Annotated in this window: 16 protein-coding genes; 5 read left to right on the top strand and 11 right to left on the bottom strand. The window is 52.3% G+C overall.

All coding sequences use genetic code 11. The annotated features are described in order from the left end of the window. Nucleotide 1 precedes the first annotated feature (1 nt). The 3 genes from BM025_RS15265 to BM025_RS15255 all read right to left on the bottom strand — a co-directional run bounded on the left by BM025_RS15265 (nucleotide 2) and on the right by BM025_RS15255 (nucleotide 4,288). Nucleotides 2-829 carry a 4-(cytidine 5'-diphospho)-2-C-methyl-D-erythritol kinase gene (locus BM025_RS15265; RefSeq protein WP_085850399.1) on the bottom strand — a complete coding sequence of 276 codons (828 nt, stop codon included), beginning with the start codon at nucleotides 827-829 and terminating at the stop codon, nucleotides 2-4. Beyond that, nucleotides 822-2,519: a tetratricopeptide repeat protein gene (locus tag BM025_RS15260; protein WP_244515850.1), complete on the bottom strand. Its 1,698-nt coding sequence runs from the start codon at nucleotides 2,517-2,519 to the stop codon at nucleotides 822-824. Before BM025_RS15260 ends, BM025_RS15265 begins: the two co-directional genes overlap by 8 nt. Nucleotides 2,520-2,635: 116 nt before the next feature. Next, nucleotides 2,636-4,288 carry an electron transfer flavoprotein-ubiquinone oxidoreductase gene (locus BM025_RS15255; protein ID WP_085850397.1) on the bottom strand — a complete coding sequence of 551 codons (1,653 nt, stop codon included), beginning with the start codon at nucleotides 4,286-4,288 and terminating at the stop codon, nucleotides 2,636-2,638. Between the two features lie 449 nt (nucleotides 4,289-4,737). Between BM025_RS15255 and greA the strand changes: the two genes are divergently transcribed. The 4 genes from greA to BM025_RS15235 all read left to right on the top strand — a co-directional run bounded on the left by greA (nucleotide 4,738) and on the right by BM025_RS15235 (nucleotide 7,429). Further along, nucleotides 4,738-5,208 (top strand): transcription elongation factor GreA, encoded by a 471-nt coding sequence (gene greA, locus BM025_RS15250; protein WP_085850396.1) that lies wholly within the window; start codon nucleotides 4,738-4,740, stop codon nucleotides 5,206-5,208. Nucleotides 5,209-5,252: 44 nt separating this feature from the next. Further along, entirely contained in the window at nucleotides 5,253-6,260 is a 1,008-nt protein-coding gene (locus BM025_RS15245; protein ID WP_244515847.1) for a hypothetical protein, read from the top strand. A gap of 129 nt (nucleotides 6,261-6,389) precedes the next feature. Then, nucleotides 6,390-7,106 carry an AzlC family ABC transporter permease gene (locus tag BM025_RS15240; protein ID WP_085850394.1) on the top strand — a complete coding sequence of 239 codons (717 nt, stop codon included), beginning with the start codon at nucleotides 6,390-6,392 and terminating at the stop codon, nucleotides 7,104-7,106. Continuing rightward, entirely contained in the window at nucleotides 7,103-7,429 is a 327-nt protein-coding gene (locus tag BM025_RS15235) for an AzlD domain-containing protein (protein ID WP_085850393.1), read from the top strand. Before BM025_RS15240 ends, BM025_RS15235 begins: the two co-directional genes overlap by 4 nt. Here BM025_RS15235 and BM025_RS15230 read toward each other — a convergent pair whose 3' ends face one another. The 6 genes from BM025_RS15230 to BM025_RS15205 form a co-directional block, all read right to left on the bottom strand. After that, nucleotides 7,430-8,074, bottom strand: a complete 645-nt coding sequence (locus tag BM025_RS15230; RefSeq protein ID WP_244515844.1) for a hypothetical protein — start codon at nucleotides 8,072-8,074, stop codon at nucleotides 7,430-7,432. 2 nt (nucleotides 8,075-8,076) lie between these two features. After that, nucleotides 8,077-8,211, bottom strand: a complete 135-nt coding sequence (locus tag BM025_RS15225) for an aa3-type cytochrome c oxidase subunit IV (protein ID WP_085850392.1) — start codon at nucleotides 8,209-8,211, stop codon at nucleotides 8,077-8,079. A gap of 84 nt (nucleotides 8,212-8,295) precedes the next feature. Further along, a complete protein-coding gene (locus BM025_RS15220) occupies nucleotides 8,296-8,772 on the bottom strand; it encodes a DUF6173 family protein (RefSeq protein WP_085850391.1) in 477 nt (158 codons plus the stop codon). Next, nucleotides 8,769-9,794 carry an MBL fold metallo-hydrolase gene (locus BM025_RS15215; RefSeq protein WP_244515842.1) on the bottom strand — a complete coding sequence of 342 codons (1,026 nt, stop codon included), beginning with the start codon at nucleotides 9,792-9,794 and terminating at the stop codon, nucleotides 8,769-8,771. The genes BM025_RS15220 and BM025_RS15215 overlap by 4 nt, the downstream gene beginning before the upstream one ends. 8 nt (nucleotides 9,795-9,802) lie before the next feature. Then, nucleotides 9,803-11,515 (bottom strand): acyl-CoA dehydrogenase family protein, encoded by a 1,713-nt coding sequence (locus BM025_RS15210; protein ID WP_085850389.1) that lies wholly within the window; start codon nucleotides 11,513-11,515, stop codon nucleotides 9,803-9,805. A gap of 134 nt (nucleotides 11,516-11,649) precedes the next feature. Further along, nucleotides 11,650-12,222 carry a YqgE/AlgH family protein gene (locus BM025_RS15205; RefSeq protein ID WP_085850388.1) on the bottom strand — a complete coding sequence of 191 codons (573 nt, stop codon included), beginning with the start codon at nucleotides 12,220-12,222 and terminating at the stop codon, nucleotides 11,650-11,652. A 141-nt stretch (nucleotides 12,223-12,363) separates the two neighbouring features. On the opposite strand from BM025_RS15205, the gene BM025_RS15200 reads away from it, so the two are divergent. Further along, the gene (locus BM025_RS15200; RefSeq protein WP_170842205.1) at nucleotides 12,364-13,182 is read left to right on the top strand and encodes a protein-disulfide reductase DsbD domain-containing protein; all 819 of its coding nucleotides are present in this window, start codon (nucleotides 12,364-12,366) and stop codon (nucleotides 13,180-13,182) included. 10 nt (nucleotides 13,183-13,192) lie between these two features. On the opposite strand, the gene BM025_RS15195 is transcribed toward BM025_RS15200, so the two are convergent. Together BM025_RS15195 and BM025_RS15190 are read right to left on the bottom strand one after the other, a co-directional pair. Beyond that, nucleotides 13,193-16,585: an efflux RND transporter permease subunit gene (locus BM025_RS15195; RefSeq protein WP_085850386.1), complete on the bottom strand. Its 3,393-nt coding sequence runs from the start codon at nucleotides 16,583-16,585 to the stop codon at nucleotides 13,193-13,195. A gap of 2 nt (nucleotides 16,586-16,587) precedes the next feature. Next, the gene (locus tag BM025_RS15190) at nucleotides 16,588-18,078 is read right to left on the bottom strand and encodes an efflux RND transporter periplasmic adaptor subunit (protein WP_085850385.1); all 1,491 of its coding nucleotides are present in this window, start codon (nucleotides 18,076-18,078) and stop codon (nucleotides 16,588-16,590) included. Between the last annotated feature and the right edge of the window lie 78 nt (nucleotides 18,079-18,156).

The following is an 18,156-nucleotide window of genomic DNA, read 5'->3' as shown; positions in this document are numbered from 1 at the left end:
TCTAATTCGGCAACGTGCTGGCGGTTTTAATCCACCACCATGGATTGGCTTGCGCGAGTTGAGCTGCAGCAATCTCGGCTGTCAGACGATCGGGATAAATCGCGAAACAAGTTGCGCCTGATCCTGACATACGTGCCAATAAAACATCGGGTGACAAGGCTAGTGACACCAAAACTGCCGCTATTTCGGGGGCAATTTTTGCTGCAGGCTCCTGTAAATCATTGCGCTGACTGCCAAGCCAATCCGTAAACGCCAAACTGTCTGGCCACTGCGGCAAGGTTTCTGGCATGGCATGATTGTCTTTACGTTCAAGCCGCGCAAAGACCTTTGGCGTTGAAATTTCAACTTTTGGATTTACCAACACCATGTGCAGCGCAGGCAGCTGTACGGGAGTTAACATATCACCGATCCCTTGAAGCCTTGTAGGCTTGGACCCAAGACACACAGGTACATCAGCCCCTAAAAGCAAGGCGTGTTCCGTCGTCATTTGTGGCCCGCCAAGTCGCATAGCCGCGCGCAATGTCGCGGCGGCATCAGCGGACCCACCACCAATTCCCGAGGATGGCGGTAGACGTTTATCAAGCGTCAGAGCCATGGGATAGCCGCTGATAATGGCCGCTTTGAATGCTAGGTTTTGTTCATCTGTCGGCACACCTTGGGCAAAGGGCCCCGTCACCGACAGACTGATATCAGGCGCAGGTTCGGCAATGATTTGATCCCCGACATCCACAAAAGCCACAAGACTGTCGAGCAAATGATAGCCATCATCGCGCAGCCCTGTCACATGGAGTGTCAGGTTGATTTTCGCCGGCGCAAAAACTTTAACCATCGTGTGGTTCTCTTGTTGGCTCCAAGCCTTCTTCGATCAAAACGCGGTCCAACCCTATCGACATTTTTTGACGAATGCGCACCGCTTCTTTTTCTTCTGGGTCAAAAGACAACGCACGCGCCCACTGGAAACGCGCTTCGCGGGTTCTGCCAACAGCCCAATACACATCACCCAAGTGATCGTTGATAATTGGATCTACAGGCATAAGCGAGGCAGCTTTTTCCATAGGAGCCACCGCATCTTCATAGGCGCGCAAACGAAAGAGCCCCCACGCCAAACTATCGGTGATGTAGCCATCATTGGGGCGCGCAGCGACAGCGGCACGGATCATGGTCATCGCTTCCTCAAGGTTTTTATTCATTTCTAGAAACGAATATCCCATATAATTGAGAACCTGAGGTTGCCCTGGTTGCAATTCAAGCGCTTTGCGCAAATCGGCCTCGGCCTTATCCCAATCACCGTTGCGCTCATAAGCAATCCCACGGGTGAACAATACGGGCCATTGTGCCTCAGTAAGGGTTGGGGTTTTTTCTAAAGCTGTCGTGTAGGCCGTAATGGCATCATCATACAGTGCCTCACGCCGCAGCGCATCGCCCAAAGTGGTGAACACAATAGGCAGATCACTGTGCGTTTTGGACAGTGCACGCAGGACCTCAAGCTCGGCGTCGGCTTTCCCCTCGGCTTGTAAAGCTGCAGCACGGCCAAGCTCACCCACAAAATACGCAGGGGCATCGTGGTCAATGGAATCATAAACTTGCGTTGCCAAATCATAATGCTGCATACGTTCTAGAATGCTGGCGACCGTAAGCGCAAAATGGGTTTTCATTGGGCGTAACTCAAGTGCAATACGGGAATACAAAAGCGTATAGCCATCGCCCAATTCGCCATTCACAGCATCTGCAACCGAGAAAAATATTTCAGCAATGCCGTCTTGCGCGTTAGTCACAATCGTAAAGGGCACGCTTTCACCTGCCTCCAGCTGCGCCTCAAATGCATGGATTTGCGGATCAGACGTTGGCCCAAATGTATCACGAATCAATGTAAGCGCTTCATCATTACGCTCAAGTTGGCTCAACATTTGAGCTTGAGCATACACGACACCGCCAGTTTTCATCATTGTGGGCGCGTCCAAGATGGCCACCCCACCTTCAAAGTCCCCAACCATCGCCAAAGCAAGTGCATGACTGTAGGGCCCGAACATATTGAACCCATCGGCACCGATTTCAAACTCTTCGAAAAGACGTATCGCTTCCCCCATTTCGCCTTTGCCAACATAGGCCCAAGCGCGCGCCAAACCGTCAACAATCGGAGAAATCCCTGCGCCAGCATCCAAAGCGGCCAAGAGTTTATCCCAATCTTCGTCCTGCACATATTTGGTGAGCAATATCATAGCAGCCGTTTGGTTTTGCGGTTCGATGTCTTTAAGCATCGTGGCATAGCCGACGGCGTCTTCGAACTGGCCGAGTGATATCTTGGCGCTGATCAATGTTTCAAGCAAAGCGGGATTACGTGGATCGGACACCAAAGATTTCGCGGCGTAATGTGCCTGTTCTTGATAATCTCCGTCAATCAAAGCCTGACGTGTCGCCAAATACGCGCCAGCATCAGCAAAGCTCGCAGTCGATGAAAGCATCATCAGGCCAACTGAAAATCCGACAGCGACAAGTTTTGAAGTCAAAGACTGTTTCACACGCATCTCCCTATAAGTTGGTGCAAGCCTAGCGCGCTCGTTGCAGGGCTGCAATGCAATGGGGGACCACAAAGGCCCCCCAAACACTTCAAAACACTCACATTTGATCAACGTGCTTACATATTAGGATAATTTGGCCCATCACCACCCTGCGGCACCGTCCACGTTATATTTTGGCTGGGTTCTTTGATGTCACACGTCTTGCAATGCACACAGTTTTGGAAATTGACAACAAACTTTGGGTCTTGGCCCTCTTCGGTCAAATATTCGTACACGCCTGCGGGGCAGTAGCGCGCAGAAGGTCCACCATATACCGCGTAATCCACCGTCACGGCGACAGCGGGATCAGCAAGATGCAAATGGCTTGGCTGACTTTCTTCGTGGTTGGTCGCCGCAAAAGAGACGTTGGTCAATCGATCAAAAGACAAAACACCATCGGGCTTTGGATAGGTGATCATCGGATAATCACTTGCCTTTCCCGTGCTCGCCGCGTCAGTTTTGCCGTGTTTCACAGTGCCAAACAAGGACGCGCCAAACACGGTGTTGCACCACATGTCGAATCCGCCCAAAGCCAGCGAAGGGTATAAGCCCAATTTTGACCACAGCGGTTTAACGTTGCGCACCTTTTTCAGATCAGCGCCGACAGCGCCAGATCGTAGTTCAGCCTCGTAAGCATCAAGCGTATCACCGGACCGGCCCGCTTGTAGCGCATCGTTGACCGCTTCTGCCGCGGCTTTGCCAGACAACATCGCGTTGTGATTGCCTTTGATGCGCGGCACATTCACCAAACCAACCGAACAGCCCAAAAGTGCCCCACCGGGAAAGGCCGCTTTGGGCATAGATTGATAGCCGCCCTCTGAAATGGCCCGCGCGCCATACGCCACGCGTTTGCCACCTTTGAGCAGCCCTTCAATCATCGGATGATGTTTGAACTGCTGGAATTCCATATACGGGAACACATTGGGATTTTTGTAGTTCAAGTGCACAACAAAACCGATGAAAACCTGATTGTTTTCTGCGTGGTACACAAATGCACCCCCGCCCGCTTTGCTATTCAAAGGCCAGCCCATTGTGTGGGTCACGGTGCCTTCTTTATGTTTTTCGGGATCAATTTCCCAAATTTCTTTCATGCCCAAGCCAAACTTTTGCGGCTCGCGGCCTGCGGACAGATCGAACTTTTCAATGACTTCTTTCGACAAAGACCCGCGCACGCCTTCCGACAACAACACGTATTTGCCGAGCAACTCCATGCCCGGTTCCGTGTCAGGGCCAATGGAGCCATCAGCCTCCAAGCCAAACACACCCGCCACAACGCCTTTAACTTCGCCTTTGTCGCCATAGATCAGCTCAGAGCATGACATACCGGGGAAAATTTCGACGCCCATTTCTTCGGCTTGCTCTGCCATCCAACGACACACATTGCCCATCGAAACGATGTAATTGCCATGATTGTTCATCAAAGGCGGCATCGGGAAATTTGGTATCCGGATTTGACCAGCTTCACCCAAAACATAGAAATTATCAGCTTTTACAGGGGTGTTCAGCGGCGCACCTTTGGCTTTCCAATCTGGGATAAGCGCGTCAAGACCGCATGGGTCAAGTACAGCACCCGACAAAATATGCGCACCAACTTCAGAACCTTTTTCAAGCACAACAACGTTCAAATCAGCATCAAGTTGCTTCAACCGAATTGCGGCAGACAACCCTGCGGGACCTGCGCCAACAATGACAACGTCATATTCCATCGCTTCGCGTTCAATGCTTGACATGAAGTTACTCCCTAGGTGTGGCGTTTGCTGCGTCTTCCTACCCTTTAAGAGTGGGCTGGGTCAATTTCTGGAACAGTGTTTCGTAACGTATCTATGTCATTCTTTGTAAAATAATGCCGCAAAGCAGCATAAAGCGTCAAACCGCCCGCAATCGATATCCATAGATCACAACCGCCGCCTCGATGGTAGAACAAGATATAGAAAGAGAAACCTAGCAAAAACAGCTATTTAATTTTGACTCACGCAGGGTTATTTATGATCGCCCAGAGTATTATCTTTTAATACGGCGCAATTTTCAAAATCTGTACCCGCTTTTTATGCCACTAAAGTCATGTGCGCTGTGTCTGCTCTTGCATTCTGAGCGCGTTCAGGGTCTGGTAGTTGGACAAATCAACAATAAGGCGCGCACCAGTTTTTGATGCGACGCCGTTTTCGTGCGAATGATGACTATGGAAAAAATTCTAATGACCCGCGCCGGCCATGCCGCGCTGAGCGCCGAGCTCAAAAACTTCACATCGGTTGAACGCCCTGCAATCATCCAAGCGATTGCGGAAGCGCGTGAACATGGGGATTTGTCGGAAAACGCCGAATATCACTCTGCGCGCGAGAAACATAGCTTCATCGAAGGCCGCGTCAAAGAACTGGAAGGCATTTTGTCTTTATCCCAGATCATTGACCCTAAAACGCTGTCTGGTGCGGTTAAGTTTTCGGCGACCGTCACGATTGTCGACGAAGATACTGACGAAGAGAAAACGTATCAGATCGTCGGCGAACACGAAGCCGATATTGAACGTGGTCTTCTCAACATTAAGTCGCCTATTGCGCGTGCTTTGATCGCCAAAGAAGAAGGCGATAGTGTTGAAGTGCGTACCCCAGGCGGGCTGAAAAGTTACGAGATCCTCAAGGTCGCCTACATTTAATCCACTCGGATTGCCCGCTCAAAACATTGCGCAGGGAGGCCACTTTGGCTCAAGACGGCAAAACAACCATCGAACTTGGCGTGTATCAACGCCCTGAAGAAGAGGCGCGGATCACCGCGACTGAAATCATTGCTGGCGCATTGTCCATTGTTTGGCTTGCGATGACGGCTGGATTTTTCATTGTTGTGGATGGCGGCGATGGCCCTTCTGATTTTGACAGCATCCGTTTTGTGATGATCCTGATTGCCATTTTCATGCCCATTGCAATGATTTGGGTCGGCGCGCTGGCTGTGCGCGCATCACGCACCATGCGCGAAGAAAGTCGCAGACTTCAGGCCGCAATTTCCGCCATGCGCCAAAGCTATATGTCTGGGCAAACCAATGGATCGTCCGCTTCTGTAGAAAAGAAGTTGGAAGAAATCGTTGCAGCTCAACGCAAGACGCACACAACGCTGACGACATTCACGTCAATCCGACCACAAGAAACGCCGCCCGAAGACAGGCTCGCGATTGCGTCCCCCGCTTTGGCGCAAGACCAAGCCTCTTTGGCGCTTGGCACACCGGCCGATGTTCTTGCTCCGCCGCTTTCCGTTGCGGATTTCATTCGTGCAATGAATTTCCCAGAAACTGCCGAAGACAAAGAGGGCTTTCGCGCCCTGCGCCGTGCGTTGACGGACCGCAAAGTCAGCCAACTCATTCACGCCGCTCAAGATATTCTCACCTTGCTCAGCCAAGATGGCATTTACATGGATGATCTGCGCCCAGACCGCGCCAAGCCCGAAGTTTGGCGTCACTTCGCAAAAGGAGAGCGCGGCGGCAGTGTTGCGCCTCTTGGCGGCGTGCGCGATCGATCCAGTTTAGCGTTGGCATCTGGTCGTATGAAACAAGATGCTATTTTCCGTGATGCGGTGCACCATTTCTTGCGCAAATTCGACAAAACATTCGCGGAATTCGAAGCAACCGCAACAGACGAAGAAATTTCCGCCCTGTCAGATTCACGCACGGCACGCGCCTTTATGCTGCTTGGCCGCGTTGCGGGCACATTCGACTGAGCAACACTACCCACAACCGAGTATGCAAAAGACCTGTCTTGTTCCCCCACAGGCCCTTTGCAGTTTATGCATTTGCGCCCTGCGCAGCACCTCTATACCTTCGGTCCGTGACCTTCTGAAAGCTTGATTATGCCCACACCGCGCACGCGCCACCCTTTTGTCCACGGGGCCTTGGACAGCCTTCCATTCTTCATCGTGATCGTGCCGTTTGGTGCTTTGTTCGGCGTCATTGCCACCGAAGCAGGCATGAACATCGCGCAAGTTATGGGGTTTTCCATTTTGGTTATCGCTGGGGCATCCCAGCTGACAGCGCTGCAACTGCTGATCGACAACGCCCCAACAGTTGTCGTCATCGTCACAGCCCTGGCCGTGAACATGCGTATGGCAATGTATTCAGCCTCATTGACCCCACATCTTGGGGCCAATCCCTTGTGGAAACGCGCCCTAGCTGCCTATTGCCTGTACGATCAGCCTTTTGCTCTGGCGACCGTGGAATTTGAAAAGCGCCCAGATCGCAGCCCCCGCGACAAGCTTACCTACTTTTTAGGAGCAGGCGTTCCCCTTGGCTTATTTTGGTACATCGCTACCTTTTTAGGAGCTATTCTGGGTGAAAAAATCCCATCCGATCTTGGGGTGGATTTCGCTGTTCCGGTAACATTTTTGGCTGTCGTGGCGCCTATGTTGAAATCTTTGGCGCATGTCGCCGCCGCCGCAACATCCGTTGTTCTTGTCCTAGTTTTCAGCTTTATGCCCTATGGCACCGGCCTATTGGTGGCAGCCGTGATCGCATTGGTTGTCGGGGCATTGGTCGAAATTTGGACCGAAAAACAAAGGAAAACCCAATGATAGAAGCCAGTACAACACAGATCTGGATCATTATCATCGCGATGGGTCTTGGGACTTATATCATTCGGTTTTCGTTCTTAGGACTTATTGGCAATCGTCCATTGCCTAGCTGGCTGCTCAGAATGCTTAGATTTACCCCTGTCGCAGTTCTGCCCGGCGTCGTGGCCCCCATGCTCATGGGGTCGGGCGCTGAAAGCATGGACCCGCTCCGACTCAGCTGCGCCCTAGCAACTCTGGTTGTCGGCTTGATAACCCGCAATGTGCTTTACGCAATCATCGCGGGTCTCGGTCTGTTTTTTGGGCTTGGTGCGCTCTTAGGCTAATCAGTTCAGCAACAAGATCGGCGCATTGACAAGGCGTCCGTTGTCATCCGGTGAATCGTCGCTATGGAACTGTGTCGTGACACCAGACAATTCCCCAAACCATTTCATGACTTTTTTGGGGAACATGCTATTTGGAGCATCTTCAAAGCCAGGTAAATCTCGCAAAATATCTGTGATGCTGTCGGCACAATGTGCCTTGGCCACCGCGCCATATGCCTGAACACGCGCCAACGCCAGTTCAGCCACTTGCGGGCTGACCAAAACGGTTTGCTCAATGACATCGTACGTCACGCGCGCATGATAATCGATGTAGAATGCAACAGCCGCATCCGACATGCCAAAATGCACATCGTTTCGCTCAGGCAAATGGGGATGATAAAACGTCCCTGCAGGATCGAACATGGCCCGCTGAGACGGGGCGTTGATCAACAATCCAGAATGCGCGCCAGTGCCCCTTTTGGCCCCAACAACCGTGAAAAGCGTAATCGCAGTTGGGCCATCATGCTGGTAGACTGACCGAGAAACTTCGGCATCTGGTGCCCAAGTTGGCTCTGCCGCGCCACAAGCTGTCAAAACGACTGCCGCCAAAAGCAACAGTCCAAGTCGAATACGGCTCAAAGCCCCGCGCGCCTCGTGATCAACCACGTTTAGGTTCTAAAAATCGCGAGAAAAACCAAGACGAGAATCGAAAAGACAGCGACCCGTGTTGACCATTTCATGAAGCCTTCAAAAGACTGTTCTTGAACAGAAATATCCATTTCGCCGTGTTTGTGTTCGGACATGCTATGTGCTCCTTAGCGCTGATTTTGCTCTGAATTAAAGGATTTGGGCGGGCCTGTCACCTGCTCTTCGTGACGCAGCCCAAGTTATGTCTCAGTGTTGCTTTCCAACTCATCAACAAGCTTAAACCCTATACGCATCGCTTCGCGTTCTGGAGCTTGCTTTGGAAGAGCGCGCAACATGACGTTCAACTGGCTCACATGTTGGATCAACTGCGTCTTTGTACCGCTGTCATCAGAGCCATAAAACGTCACGATATCAGGGTCGAAAAACCCCATCCCTTCAATCCGCAAAGCACCTGTACTTGAACCAGTAAACCCCATGGCAATCTCGTGTTCTGCATCAAGTTGTTCTTCGAAATTCTTGATGTACAAAACGAGACGCTCATAGGCCCATTCTGCGGGGCCTTTTTGGCTCACAGGTTTTCGGCACAGGGCAGCAGGCAACGGTTTTTGTTCGGGCGACTGGGGGGCGTTTGGATCTGAATGCACAACCCGTGCGTGAGGCATGGCAGCAGCCTCAACGGCTTCGGCAGTTGTTTGAATTTGATCGGTCTCGTTCATTGCTGATCCTTGCGTTGCCATATCAATGCACCATCTTCGCGCAATGCACGGGTGACAAGCCCATTGTGATACAAGTGCACGCAATGTGCCATAGCTTCGACCATCGCCAAACCATATTCAGCCCCACGAATATCTCGTTTGAACAGCGGTATAAAGCAATCACAAGCGGCATGGGGTTGGGACAAATATTCAAGCAAGCGATCTAAGGCGCGGTGATGGTTTTTAATCAACTGGCTCAAGCGCGCAGGCAGACCATAGTAAGGCAATTTATGCCCCGTAAGCACAAGCTGACTGTCCAACGCATAGTCTTGGAATTTCAGACACGACTGCATCCATTCCCCAACCGGATCGGCAAAAGGTTCGGTGGCGGAAACTCCTAGATTGGGCGAGATAGAGCCCAAAAGCTGATCCCCCCCCAAAACAAGATCGCCATCACGTGACCAAAATGTAGCGTGCTCGGGTGCGTGCCCATCTCCGCAGCGCACATCCCAAAGTCGCCCACCGATAGAAATTTCATCGCCGCATTTGATCCGCGTATAGCCCAAGGGCAGTGGCCCCACTGCATCCGCCGTATTAAATGGGCGCTCGGACAATCGTGTTTCCAAAACATCAGGTGCCATCCCGCAAGACCGCCAAAAAGCGACCATTTCCGGCGTTGGCTCTTCTTGCACATCAAGTTGCAACATGCGCGCCATCAAGTAGGCCGTGCGGGTCATCACAAGCTCTGCGCCATGGTTCGACACAAACCATCCAGCCAAACCAACGTGATCCAAGTGATGATGCGTAACAATTACGCGCCTGACAGGCTTGGCTTTTAGTGGGCCATCCAAAAGTTGCTGCCACAGGCGGCGTGATAGTTTCGTATCGACACCTGTGTCCACCACAGTCCAGCCATCGCCACCGTCCAGAACATAGACGTTCACATGGTCTAACGCGATTGGCAAAGGCATGCGGGCCCAAAAGACGCCACGTGCCAATTCAGTCACCGTGCCGTGCGCTGGTGGGGTGAAAGATGTCGCCATTGCGAAGGTCATAGAGCGGTTAAATCATCCGTTGATAGGTCATAAAGGCCCGAAGCCCCAAGTCGGGCTTGCGCCAAAAGTGGGCCGTGCTCTGGCAACAAACGTTGAATGTAGAACGCTGCCAATTTTGCACGCTTGCTGTCACGCCCTTCGGCCAATGCCGCTTTCAGGTGATAATGTCCACCAAGCACCCGCGCAAAAGCGCGCAAAAACGGCACAGCGCCTGCAAAACGATCATTTAATGGCAAAGCAATCACGGCCTCAACACCTTCGCGCAGAGTTTCGGCTGCGTCCCAAACCTGTTTCGCCAACTCAGGTCTTTGCGCCCTTGCTGCTTCGGCAAAGGTTTCAATTTCATCCAAAAGGGCAAAAGCCGCTTCGCCGTCGTCCATCAATTTGCGTGACACCAAATCCATTGCTTGAATGCCATTTGTACCTTCGTAAATCGACGTGATCCGCGCATCACGAGCAAATTGAGCGGCGCCCGTTTCTTCGATATATCCCATACCACCATGCACCTGAACGCCCATCTGCGCGACATCGTGGCCTGTGTCTGTGCCGAAAGCTTTCGCGATTGGAATCAAGAATGACCCTAGTGCCTTTTGCCCTGCATCTTCGTGTCCAAGATCCAGCGCGATCCCGCAAGCCAACGCAATGGAACGCGCCACAAAGGTATCGGCCCGCATCGTTGCCAACATCCGGCGCACATCGGCATGGTCCGCAATGGTGCCACTGCCCCCTTCAATCGGTGAGCGACCCTGAGTGCGATCAAGCGCATAGGCCAGCGCGCTTTGCGTGGCGGCCTCAGCAATACCCACCCCTTGAACGGCCACGCCCAAACGCGCGTTGTTCATCATGGTGAACATGCATTTCATGCCCTCATGTTCGCCGCCCACAAGCCAACCTTTGGCGTTGTTGTAATCCATTACACAGGTGGGCGAGCCGTGGATGCCAAGCTTATGCTCAAGGCTCACAACGCTTAAGGTGTTTGGCTCACCAAGGCTACCGTCTGCATTCGGGATAAACTTTGGCACCATAAAGAGCGAAATACCTTTGGTGCCAGGCGCACCATCGGGCAATCGCGCCAAAACCAAATGACAAATATTGCCCCCAAAATCATTATCGCCCCATGTGATAAAAATCTTTTGGCCAGTGATAATATAAGTGCCATCAGCGTTGCGTTCTGCTTTGGTCCGCAAAGCGCCAACATCTGACCCAGCCCCAGATTCGGTCAGGTTCATCGTCCCTTGCCATGCCCCAGACAACAAATGAGGCAAATACAACGATTTGATTTCATCACTCGCATGATGTTCCAGCGCTTCAATCTGGCCTTGGCTCATCAAAGGGTTGAGCGACAAAGACAAACAAGCACCCGCCATCATTTCATTCACCGCAGTCGCAACAGACAAAGGCAAGCCCATGCCGCCGTGGTCAGGATCAGCCAACATGCCAATCCAGCCGCCTTCTGCGATCTGGGCAAATGCCTGAGCAAAGCCGGGCGATGTCGTCACGATACCGTTGCTCAATGTGGCCCCGTTTGTGTCGCTGCCCTTGTTCAACGGCGCGATGACATCACTCGATAGCTTTGCGGCCTCAGCTAAAATCGCGGCGACAACGTCTATATCAACGTCCGAAAAGCGCTTTGTTTGCATCACGCGACTGTAGTCCACAATATGCTCAAGAATAAACTGAAAGTCGTTAGCGGGTGCGTGATATGGCATTGGCTGTCTCCTGCAGTGCCCCAGCCCAAATTGGCTGCATTTGGTAAGTTACGAGGGCGGGATAAATTTGTGCTGCATCTACGTGTATCCAACCCGCGCCCCGTGACCAAACTGAACGCTACGTCATAGATAACTTAAGCGCGCCCAGCCTGCGCTGACAAAAGTGCGGCACTGACGCCAAGCGTTTTTAGGGCTGCCGACCACTTTTCTGAACTACGGGAATGAAACACGATGTCTCGCGTTGCGTCGCAGGTCAACCAAGCGTTCTGCGCGATTTCATCATCCAACTGCCCCGGTGACCAGCCGGCGTAGCCAAGACACAAAAGCCGTTCTTTTGGACCAGTCCCCTGAGCAATATCACGCAAAATATCGCGGGATGCGGTCATGGCAAAGCCGTCATCCACGGGCAAGGACGCATCACCATCGGTGTAATCCGTGCTGTGCAAGACAAAGCCACGCGCCATTTCGACGGGGCCGCCATAGCACACATCTAACTTTGGCATTGTATCGACTTGGTTGATCTCCAACTGTTCAAACACATCATCCGCAGCGATCTCTTTGGACACTTTGTTGATAATCAACCCCATAGAGCCTTCATCAGAATGGGCACACATATAGATAACACCGCCGTCAAAACGAGAGTCGCCCATGCCGGGCATTGCGATCAGGAGCTTTCCTGTCAGAGTTTGGGATGTTTGCTGAACCATACTCCCAACTCACCCCATCCTGCGCCAAGGTTCAAGAGCGCAACTGTAAAACCTGCTAAATTGCCCTGTCACATGCTTCTCGCTCAAAAGTGAGTTTTGTGTCAGCGCCAGCACCGCTATATCAAGCGAATGAAAAAAATCATGGCACCTTCTTTTTGCGCGCGGTCTGTAGTCGCACTCGCGTTGCTCGCCGGACTGGCCGCGGCCCCCACTGTGGCCAAAGCCGATGATCCAATTGGAACGATGGCCGAGGTGTCGTTGCTGCAAGGTTGGGCCATGGAAAATGGTCACTATATGGCCGCCCTTCAGGTCAAACTAGCGCCAGGTTGGCACACCTATTGGCGCGCGCCGGGTGCGGCAGGTATCCCGCCGCAATTCAATTGGTCAGGTTCGCGCAACATATCAGGCGCACAGTTTCATTGGCCCGTGCCAGAAATCTATGAACAAAATGGGATGAGTTTTTTAGGCTATGAAACCGAATTGGTGTTGCCGATTGAATTCACGCCAAACGGCGCAGGCAATTTAATGGTAAATGGCGAGATCATGATGGGCGTCTGCGATGATGTTTGCATGCCCTATACAGCTGTCTTTCAAGGCACATTTGACACCTCTGCTCCTGCTGAAAATAAGCATAAAATCACATCCGCACTCAAGCAAAAACCCAAACTTGTATCTGGCGCGCGCTGCACAGCGCAGCCGATTGAAGACGGCATGAAAGTGACTGCGACATTAAATGTACCCAAACTCGGCGCTATGGAAGTTGCCGTCATGGAGCACCCTGATACCAACATTTGGGTGTCAGAAGCCAGTTCCAGCCGCAAAGGGCGTACTGTCAGCGTGCAAAGTGACATGGTGCCTCAACATGCAGCGCCGTTTTTTGTTGATCGCTCGAAATTGCGCATCACGATGATCGGTACTGGCGGAAGAGCCTATGAAGCACAAGGGTGCTCAGGCTCGTAATCTGTGCACTTTAAGCGCGGTGGCGCATGTGTAAAACCATGCTCACGCTCAAATATATCGCGACCAATCCCGTAGCCAAACCAACCAAAAACACCAACGCAGCAACCCAAATGCCACCCCCACCCAAGATTTGCGGCAAGACCCCCGTGACGACAACAAACCCAATCGTTGCAGCGAACCAAGCAAGCGCAAGACACATCGCCCCCCAAAGCACGAAAGTCGCCCGCCCAAAGCGTTGCGGTTTTTGAACTGCGCGGCGCAGCGATGTAAAGTAGCGCGCCACATCGACCTGCATAGACAAAATGGCAGGCACCATCAGCAATACAATCACCATGCCGAACCCAAGGCCATACACCAGCGTGATCACGGTCGGCTTCAAAAATTGCGCATCGGCAGAGCGTTCAAATAACAACGGTGCAAGCCCCAGAACCGTAGTTGCCGTGGTCAACATCACAGGCCGCAATCGATCTGTGGTGGCATCAATGATTGCAGGGAATATCCCACGATTTTCGGCATACTCATCAATGGTCGTCACCAAAACTATAGAATCGTTGATGATAATTCCCGTCATTCCGATCAAACCCACGACTGAAAACATCGACAGCGGCACATCCCAATAGGCGTGACCATAAATGGCTCCGATCAACCCAAATGGGATCACAGCCATTACCACGATGGGCCGTGACCAGCTTGAGAAAATCCAAGCCAAAGTCAGATAGATACCCAAAAGCGCGGCAGATAGACCAAATATGGCGTCTTTCAAGAATTGGTTTTCTTGCTCTGCAAGGCCCGCAACCCGTTGTGTCACGCCAAAGTTTTCTTCGATTTCTGGTAAAATTTCATCATTTAAAGTTGCTTGAATTTCTACTGCACGAGCAGCATCGTCTTCGTTTAAATCGCCCGACACCGTCACAACCCGCAACCCGTTCTCACGGCGCACAGTCGAAAACCCAGATTGGCGCGTTACAGATACAATATCAGACAAAGGGACATACTGCCCCAGCGGTGTACGCATCTGAGTTTGGTCCAAGAAATCCGATTTCAATTCATCGCTGGGCAGTTGAACCGTCACCGTGGCCGTCCGCGTGCCATCTGGAAATGTCGCAGCTTCGATGCCGCCAAGACGGTTCGACAAAACACGTCCCAATGTTTCGATTGTAAAGCCCAACGCCTCGCCCTGTGCCGTCAATTCCAAAACCAATTCTTCTTTGTCATAAGCCAAATCATCTTCCAACGCCGACACTTCAGAATATTGCGATAACTTGGATTTTAAACTTTCTGCAGCTGCTTTGAGGGTTTGTGAATCTGCACCAAACAACTGCACGTCAATGGCATCTCCACCCGGTCCAAACCGCCCACCTCGGAACGATACGGTTTCTGCCAACGGATGGTTGACCACCAAGCTTTGCAGTTCGGTCACAAATTCGCCTGATGAATACAGACGTAAATCGGCATCAATCAATTCGATCGAAATGCCACCAAGTTGGAAAGTTTCTTTGGTGTCAGAACCAGACAGGCCACGCCCTGCCCCTCCACCAATTTGTGCCACAACATAAGCGACAGGATTGGTGCCATGCTTTTCTTCGTATTCTTTTCCGGCCTGCTCGGTCGCGCGCTGCATTTCACGCATCATGGCAAGTGAATCTTCGCGTGTGGCACCCGGGGCCATCGCAAAATTGCCAGACACAGTGGACCGCTCAGGTGAGTTAAAAAATCGCCATGGGACCTCACCCGTCACCAAAAGGGACAGCTGCCAAGACAACATAAACAGCGCCAATGCCATCACGGGATACCGCAGCTTAATGACACCCACCATGAAAGGCCGAAACAGTTTGTCACGGACCACACGAAAGCCTTTGTTCACCTGACGTGACGGCCAATCATACCAGTGCAGTTTACCTGTCGATCCGATGGAATGGCTGAGGTGGTTCGGCAAAATCAAAAAGCATTCAGCCAGTGAGGCCAACAGCACAACAATAACGGTAAAAGGAATATCAGCTATCAAATCGCCAAACCGCCCCGAAATGGCCATCAGCCCGAAAAATGCTATGATCGTTGTCACCGTCGAAGAAAACACCGGCGCAAACATTCTACGCGCTGCGTTTTCGGCGGCCTCAACTGGGCCCTCACCCAGTTTACGCACGCGAAAATCAGCATGCTCGCCCACAACGATGGCATCATCAACGACGATGCCAAGCGTGATGATCAGAGCAAACAAAGATATCATATTAAAGGTCAAACCTGCCGCATACATCAGTGCAATCGCGGACAGCATTGCAACGGGAATACCCGCGGCCACCATCAACGCAGTGCGGGCGTTGAGAAACAAAAACAGCAGCAGCGCAACAAGACCAAGCCCCATAAGCCCATTGATTTTCAACAAATCAAGTCGCGCTTGAATTGCCTCTGCGCGGGTGCGAAACAGATCAAGCGTCACGCCCTGCGGCAAGGTTAATTCCATCGCATCCGTCACCTGTTGAACTGTGCTTTGAATACCAATCGCATCCCCTAGATCAGAGCGACTGACGTTCACGGACACCGCGGGATTTTGCCCCACATAGAATGCACGATCTCGGTCAACGCCTTCAACATAAACGTCCGCGACATCACCTACTGTTAGCTTGGACCCATCATCGTTTGTACGCAAAACGATGCCGGAAATTTGCACAGCTGATCGTTTGGCAACCCCCGCGCGCACACGAGATGTACCACTTCCCACATCCCCTGCTGGACTTGCGTCAGTTTCAGCGCCAATGGCAGCGGCGATATCAGACATTGAGACATCATATTGAATAAGATTAAGCGTCGAAACTTCGACAATGGTTTCAGGGGCAGCAACACCCGAAATAGAAGTACGCGTCACGCCTTCGCTGAACAGGCGGATCACCAATTCATCCGCAAAGCGGGCAAGCTGGTCAATGCCAACAGGGCCCGTAATCACAACTTCGGTCACTGTATCAGACCAACCGCCCCAACGCACCGTCGCATCATCTGCGCCATCAGGCAGGCTCGACACTGTGTCAATTGCGGCTTTGATGTCATCCGCCCCGCGTTGAATATCCCAACCCGGTTCAAATTCAAGCCGGATAGAACCGCGCCCCTCTGTCGAGGTTGCAGTGCTTTGGGCCACACCTTCGACGGCAAGCAAGGTTGGTTCAAGAACTTGCACCACTGCCGCGTCCACGTCTTCGGCACCCGCGCCTGACCAGCTGACAGATACCGTCACCGTATCGACGACAACATCGGGGAAAAATTGCGCGCGCATATTGGGCACGGCCCACAAACCTGCGCCCAGCAGCAACACCAACAACAAATTGGCGATGGTCTGGTGGCGCGTGAAGTACGACAAAATGCCTGTCGGGGGCGTTTGCAAGTTTTTGGGCGCTTTCGTGTGCGATGCCATGATCAGCCTCCCATCCGACTTTCCAGCCGCGCAATCAGATCGGCCGAGACGTGTTTGGCTTGCAATTGCTCTGCCATGCGGTTGCGCACATCTTCTGACATCCGCGTGTTGTTTTGTACAAACGCCAAAAGTTTTTCACGGCGTTCTGGCGTTAACTCAATATTCTCAGATAGCTCTGGTGCGGCAGGCAACCCTTCACCGCGAGGTGTCGCATCGCTCTGGTCTGCGGTTCCTATTATTTTAACGCGAATGCCCGCGCCCAATAGTGGAGAGCGCTCGGCAACGATAACGCGCCCCGCAAGGTCCGTCGCATCAACAATAACGTCGTCCCCAACGCGGCGCAGAACCGATGTCGATACTATTTCAAGGCGCGAGTCAGATGTCACCGCCAGCACAGTGTTCGCCGCATCAACAGCTGCCGCAGGAATACGCGCGACATTTTTCAACACAGGTTCTTGGATGCGAACAGTGACAAAATCACCGGGTCGCAACCCCAAAGATGAGTCCAGACGCGCAAACAACAAACGGCCCGTTTGTCCGGTGCCCACGGCGGCGCTTTCACGGGTGATCTGCCCCTGCGCCGTCACGTCAAAATCAGCTAAATTCATCGACGCGATCACAGGCAAGGTCGGCAAACCACCCTCAGCAGAGGTTAAATTAGAGTATTGCTGTGTTGAAACACGAAAGGCAATTTCAAGATCATTTGGGTCGATAAGTGACCCTATTTGTTCATTGGCGTTGATCAGTGCGCCCAGCGCCACCGACACATCAGACAAGGTGCCATCAAATGCGGCCACAACGGTTGTTTCAGCCAAGCTGCGCTCTGTTTCTGACATATTGATTTCGGCACGCAGCACGCCGTTCTTACTTTGATCAACCCGTGCTTTCGCCGTAGCAAGCGATTGGCGTTTGGACAAAACGGATTGCTGTGCTGCAGCTTCCGACAAAGCTGCGTCTTCGACCGAAGATTCGGTGCCAACACCGCGATCTGCAAGATTGCGCTGGCGCGTCAATGCTGCGGTCCGCAAGACCAGTTGCGCACGGGCAGCTGCAAGATCATCTTCAGCGATCTCAAGCCCACGTTCCGCATCATTCAACTCAGCTTCGGCTTCTTGCAAATCAGCTTGCGCCACACGGACATTGGCTTGGGCATCGGTTTGATCCACACGCAACAGCATATCACCAGCCTTGACTACCCCGCCTTCTTCAAAGGTACTGGCCAACTCGATGATTTCACCGCCTTGAGCGGCCCGAAGTTCTAGAGTTCTGCGCGCACGCACTTCGCCAAAAGTTGACAGCTCTGGTGCGATATCCGCCAATTCAACCGTGACAACATTCACTGCAAATTGTCGTTCGCGGGCGGGGGGGCTAAAACTGTCTTGTGCCGCTTTTTCTTGGACAGATGTGTACATGCGATAGCCCGCCACAAAAACAAGTGCTGCGCATGAGGCGACAAGAAACAATCCGAAAAGAGAGCGGCGAAGGAATTTCATAGGGAAGCCTTGATTAAAGTCATCACAAAAGAGGTAGCGCGCAGACACACACAGTCCATCGTACCAGTTCTACGGTCC

Source organism: Pacificibacter marinus (genome assembly GCF_900109555.1).
Taxonomy (GTDB): Bacteria; Pseudomonadota; Alphaproteobacteria; order Rhodobacterales; family Rhodobacteraceae; genus Celeribacter; species Celeribacter marinus_C.
This window is presented reverse-complemented; position numbering and strand designations above follow the sequence as displayed.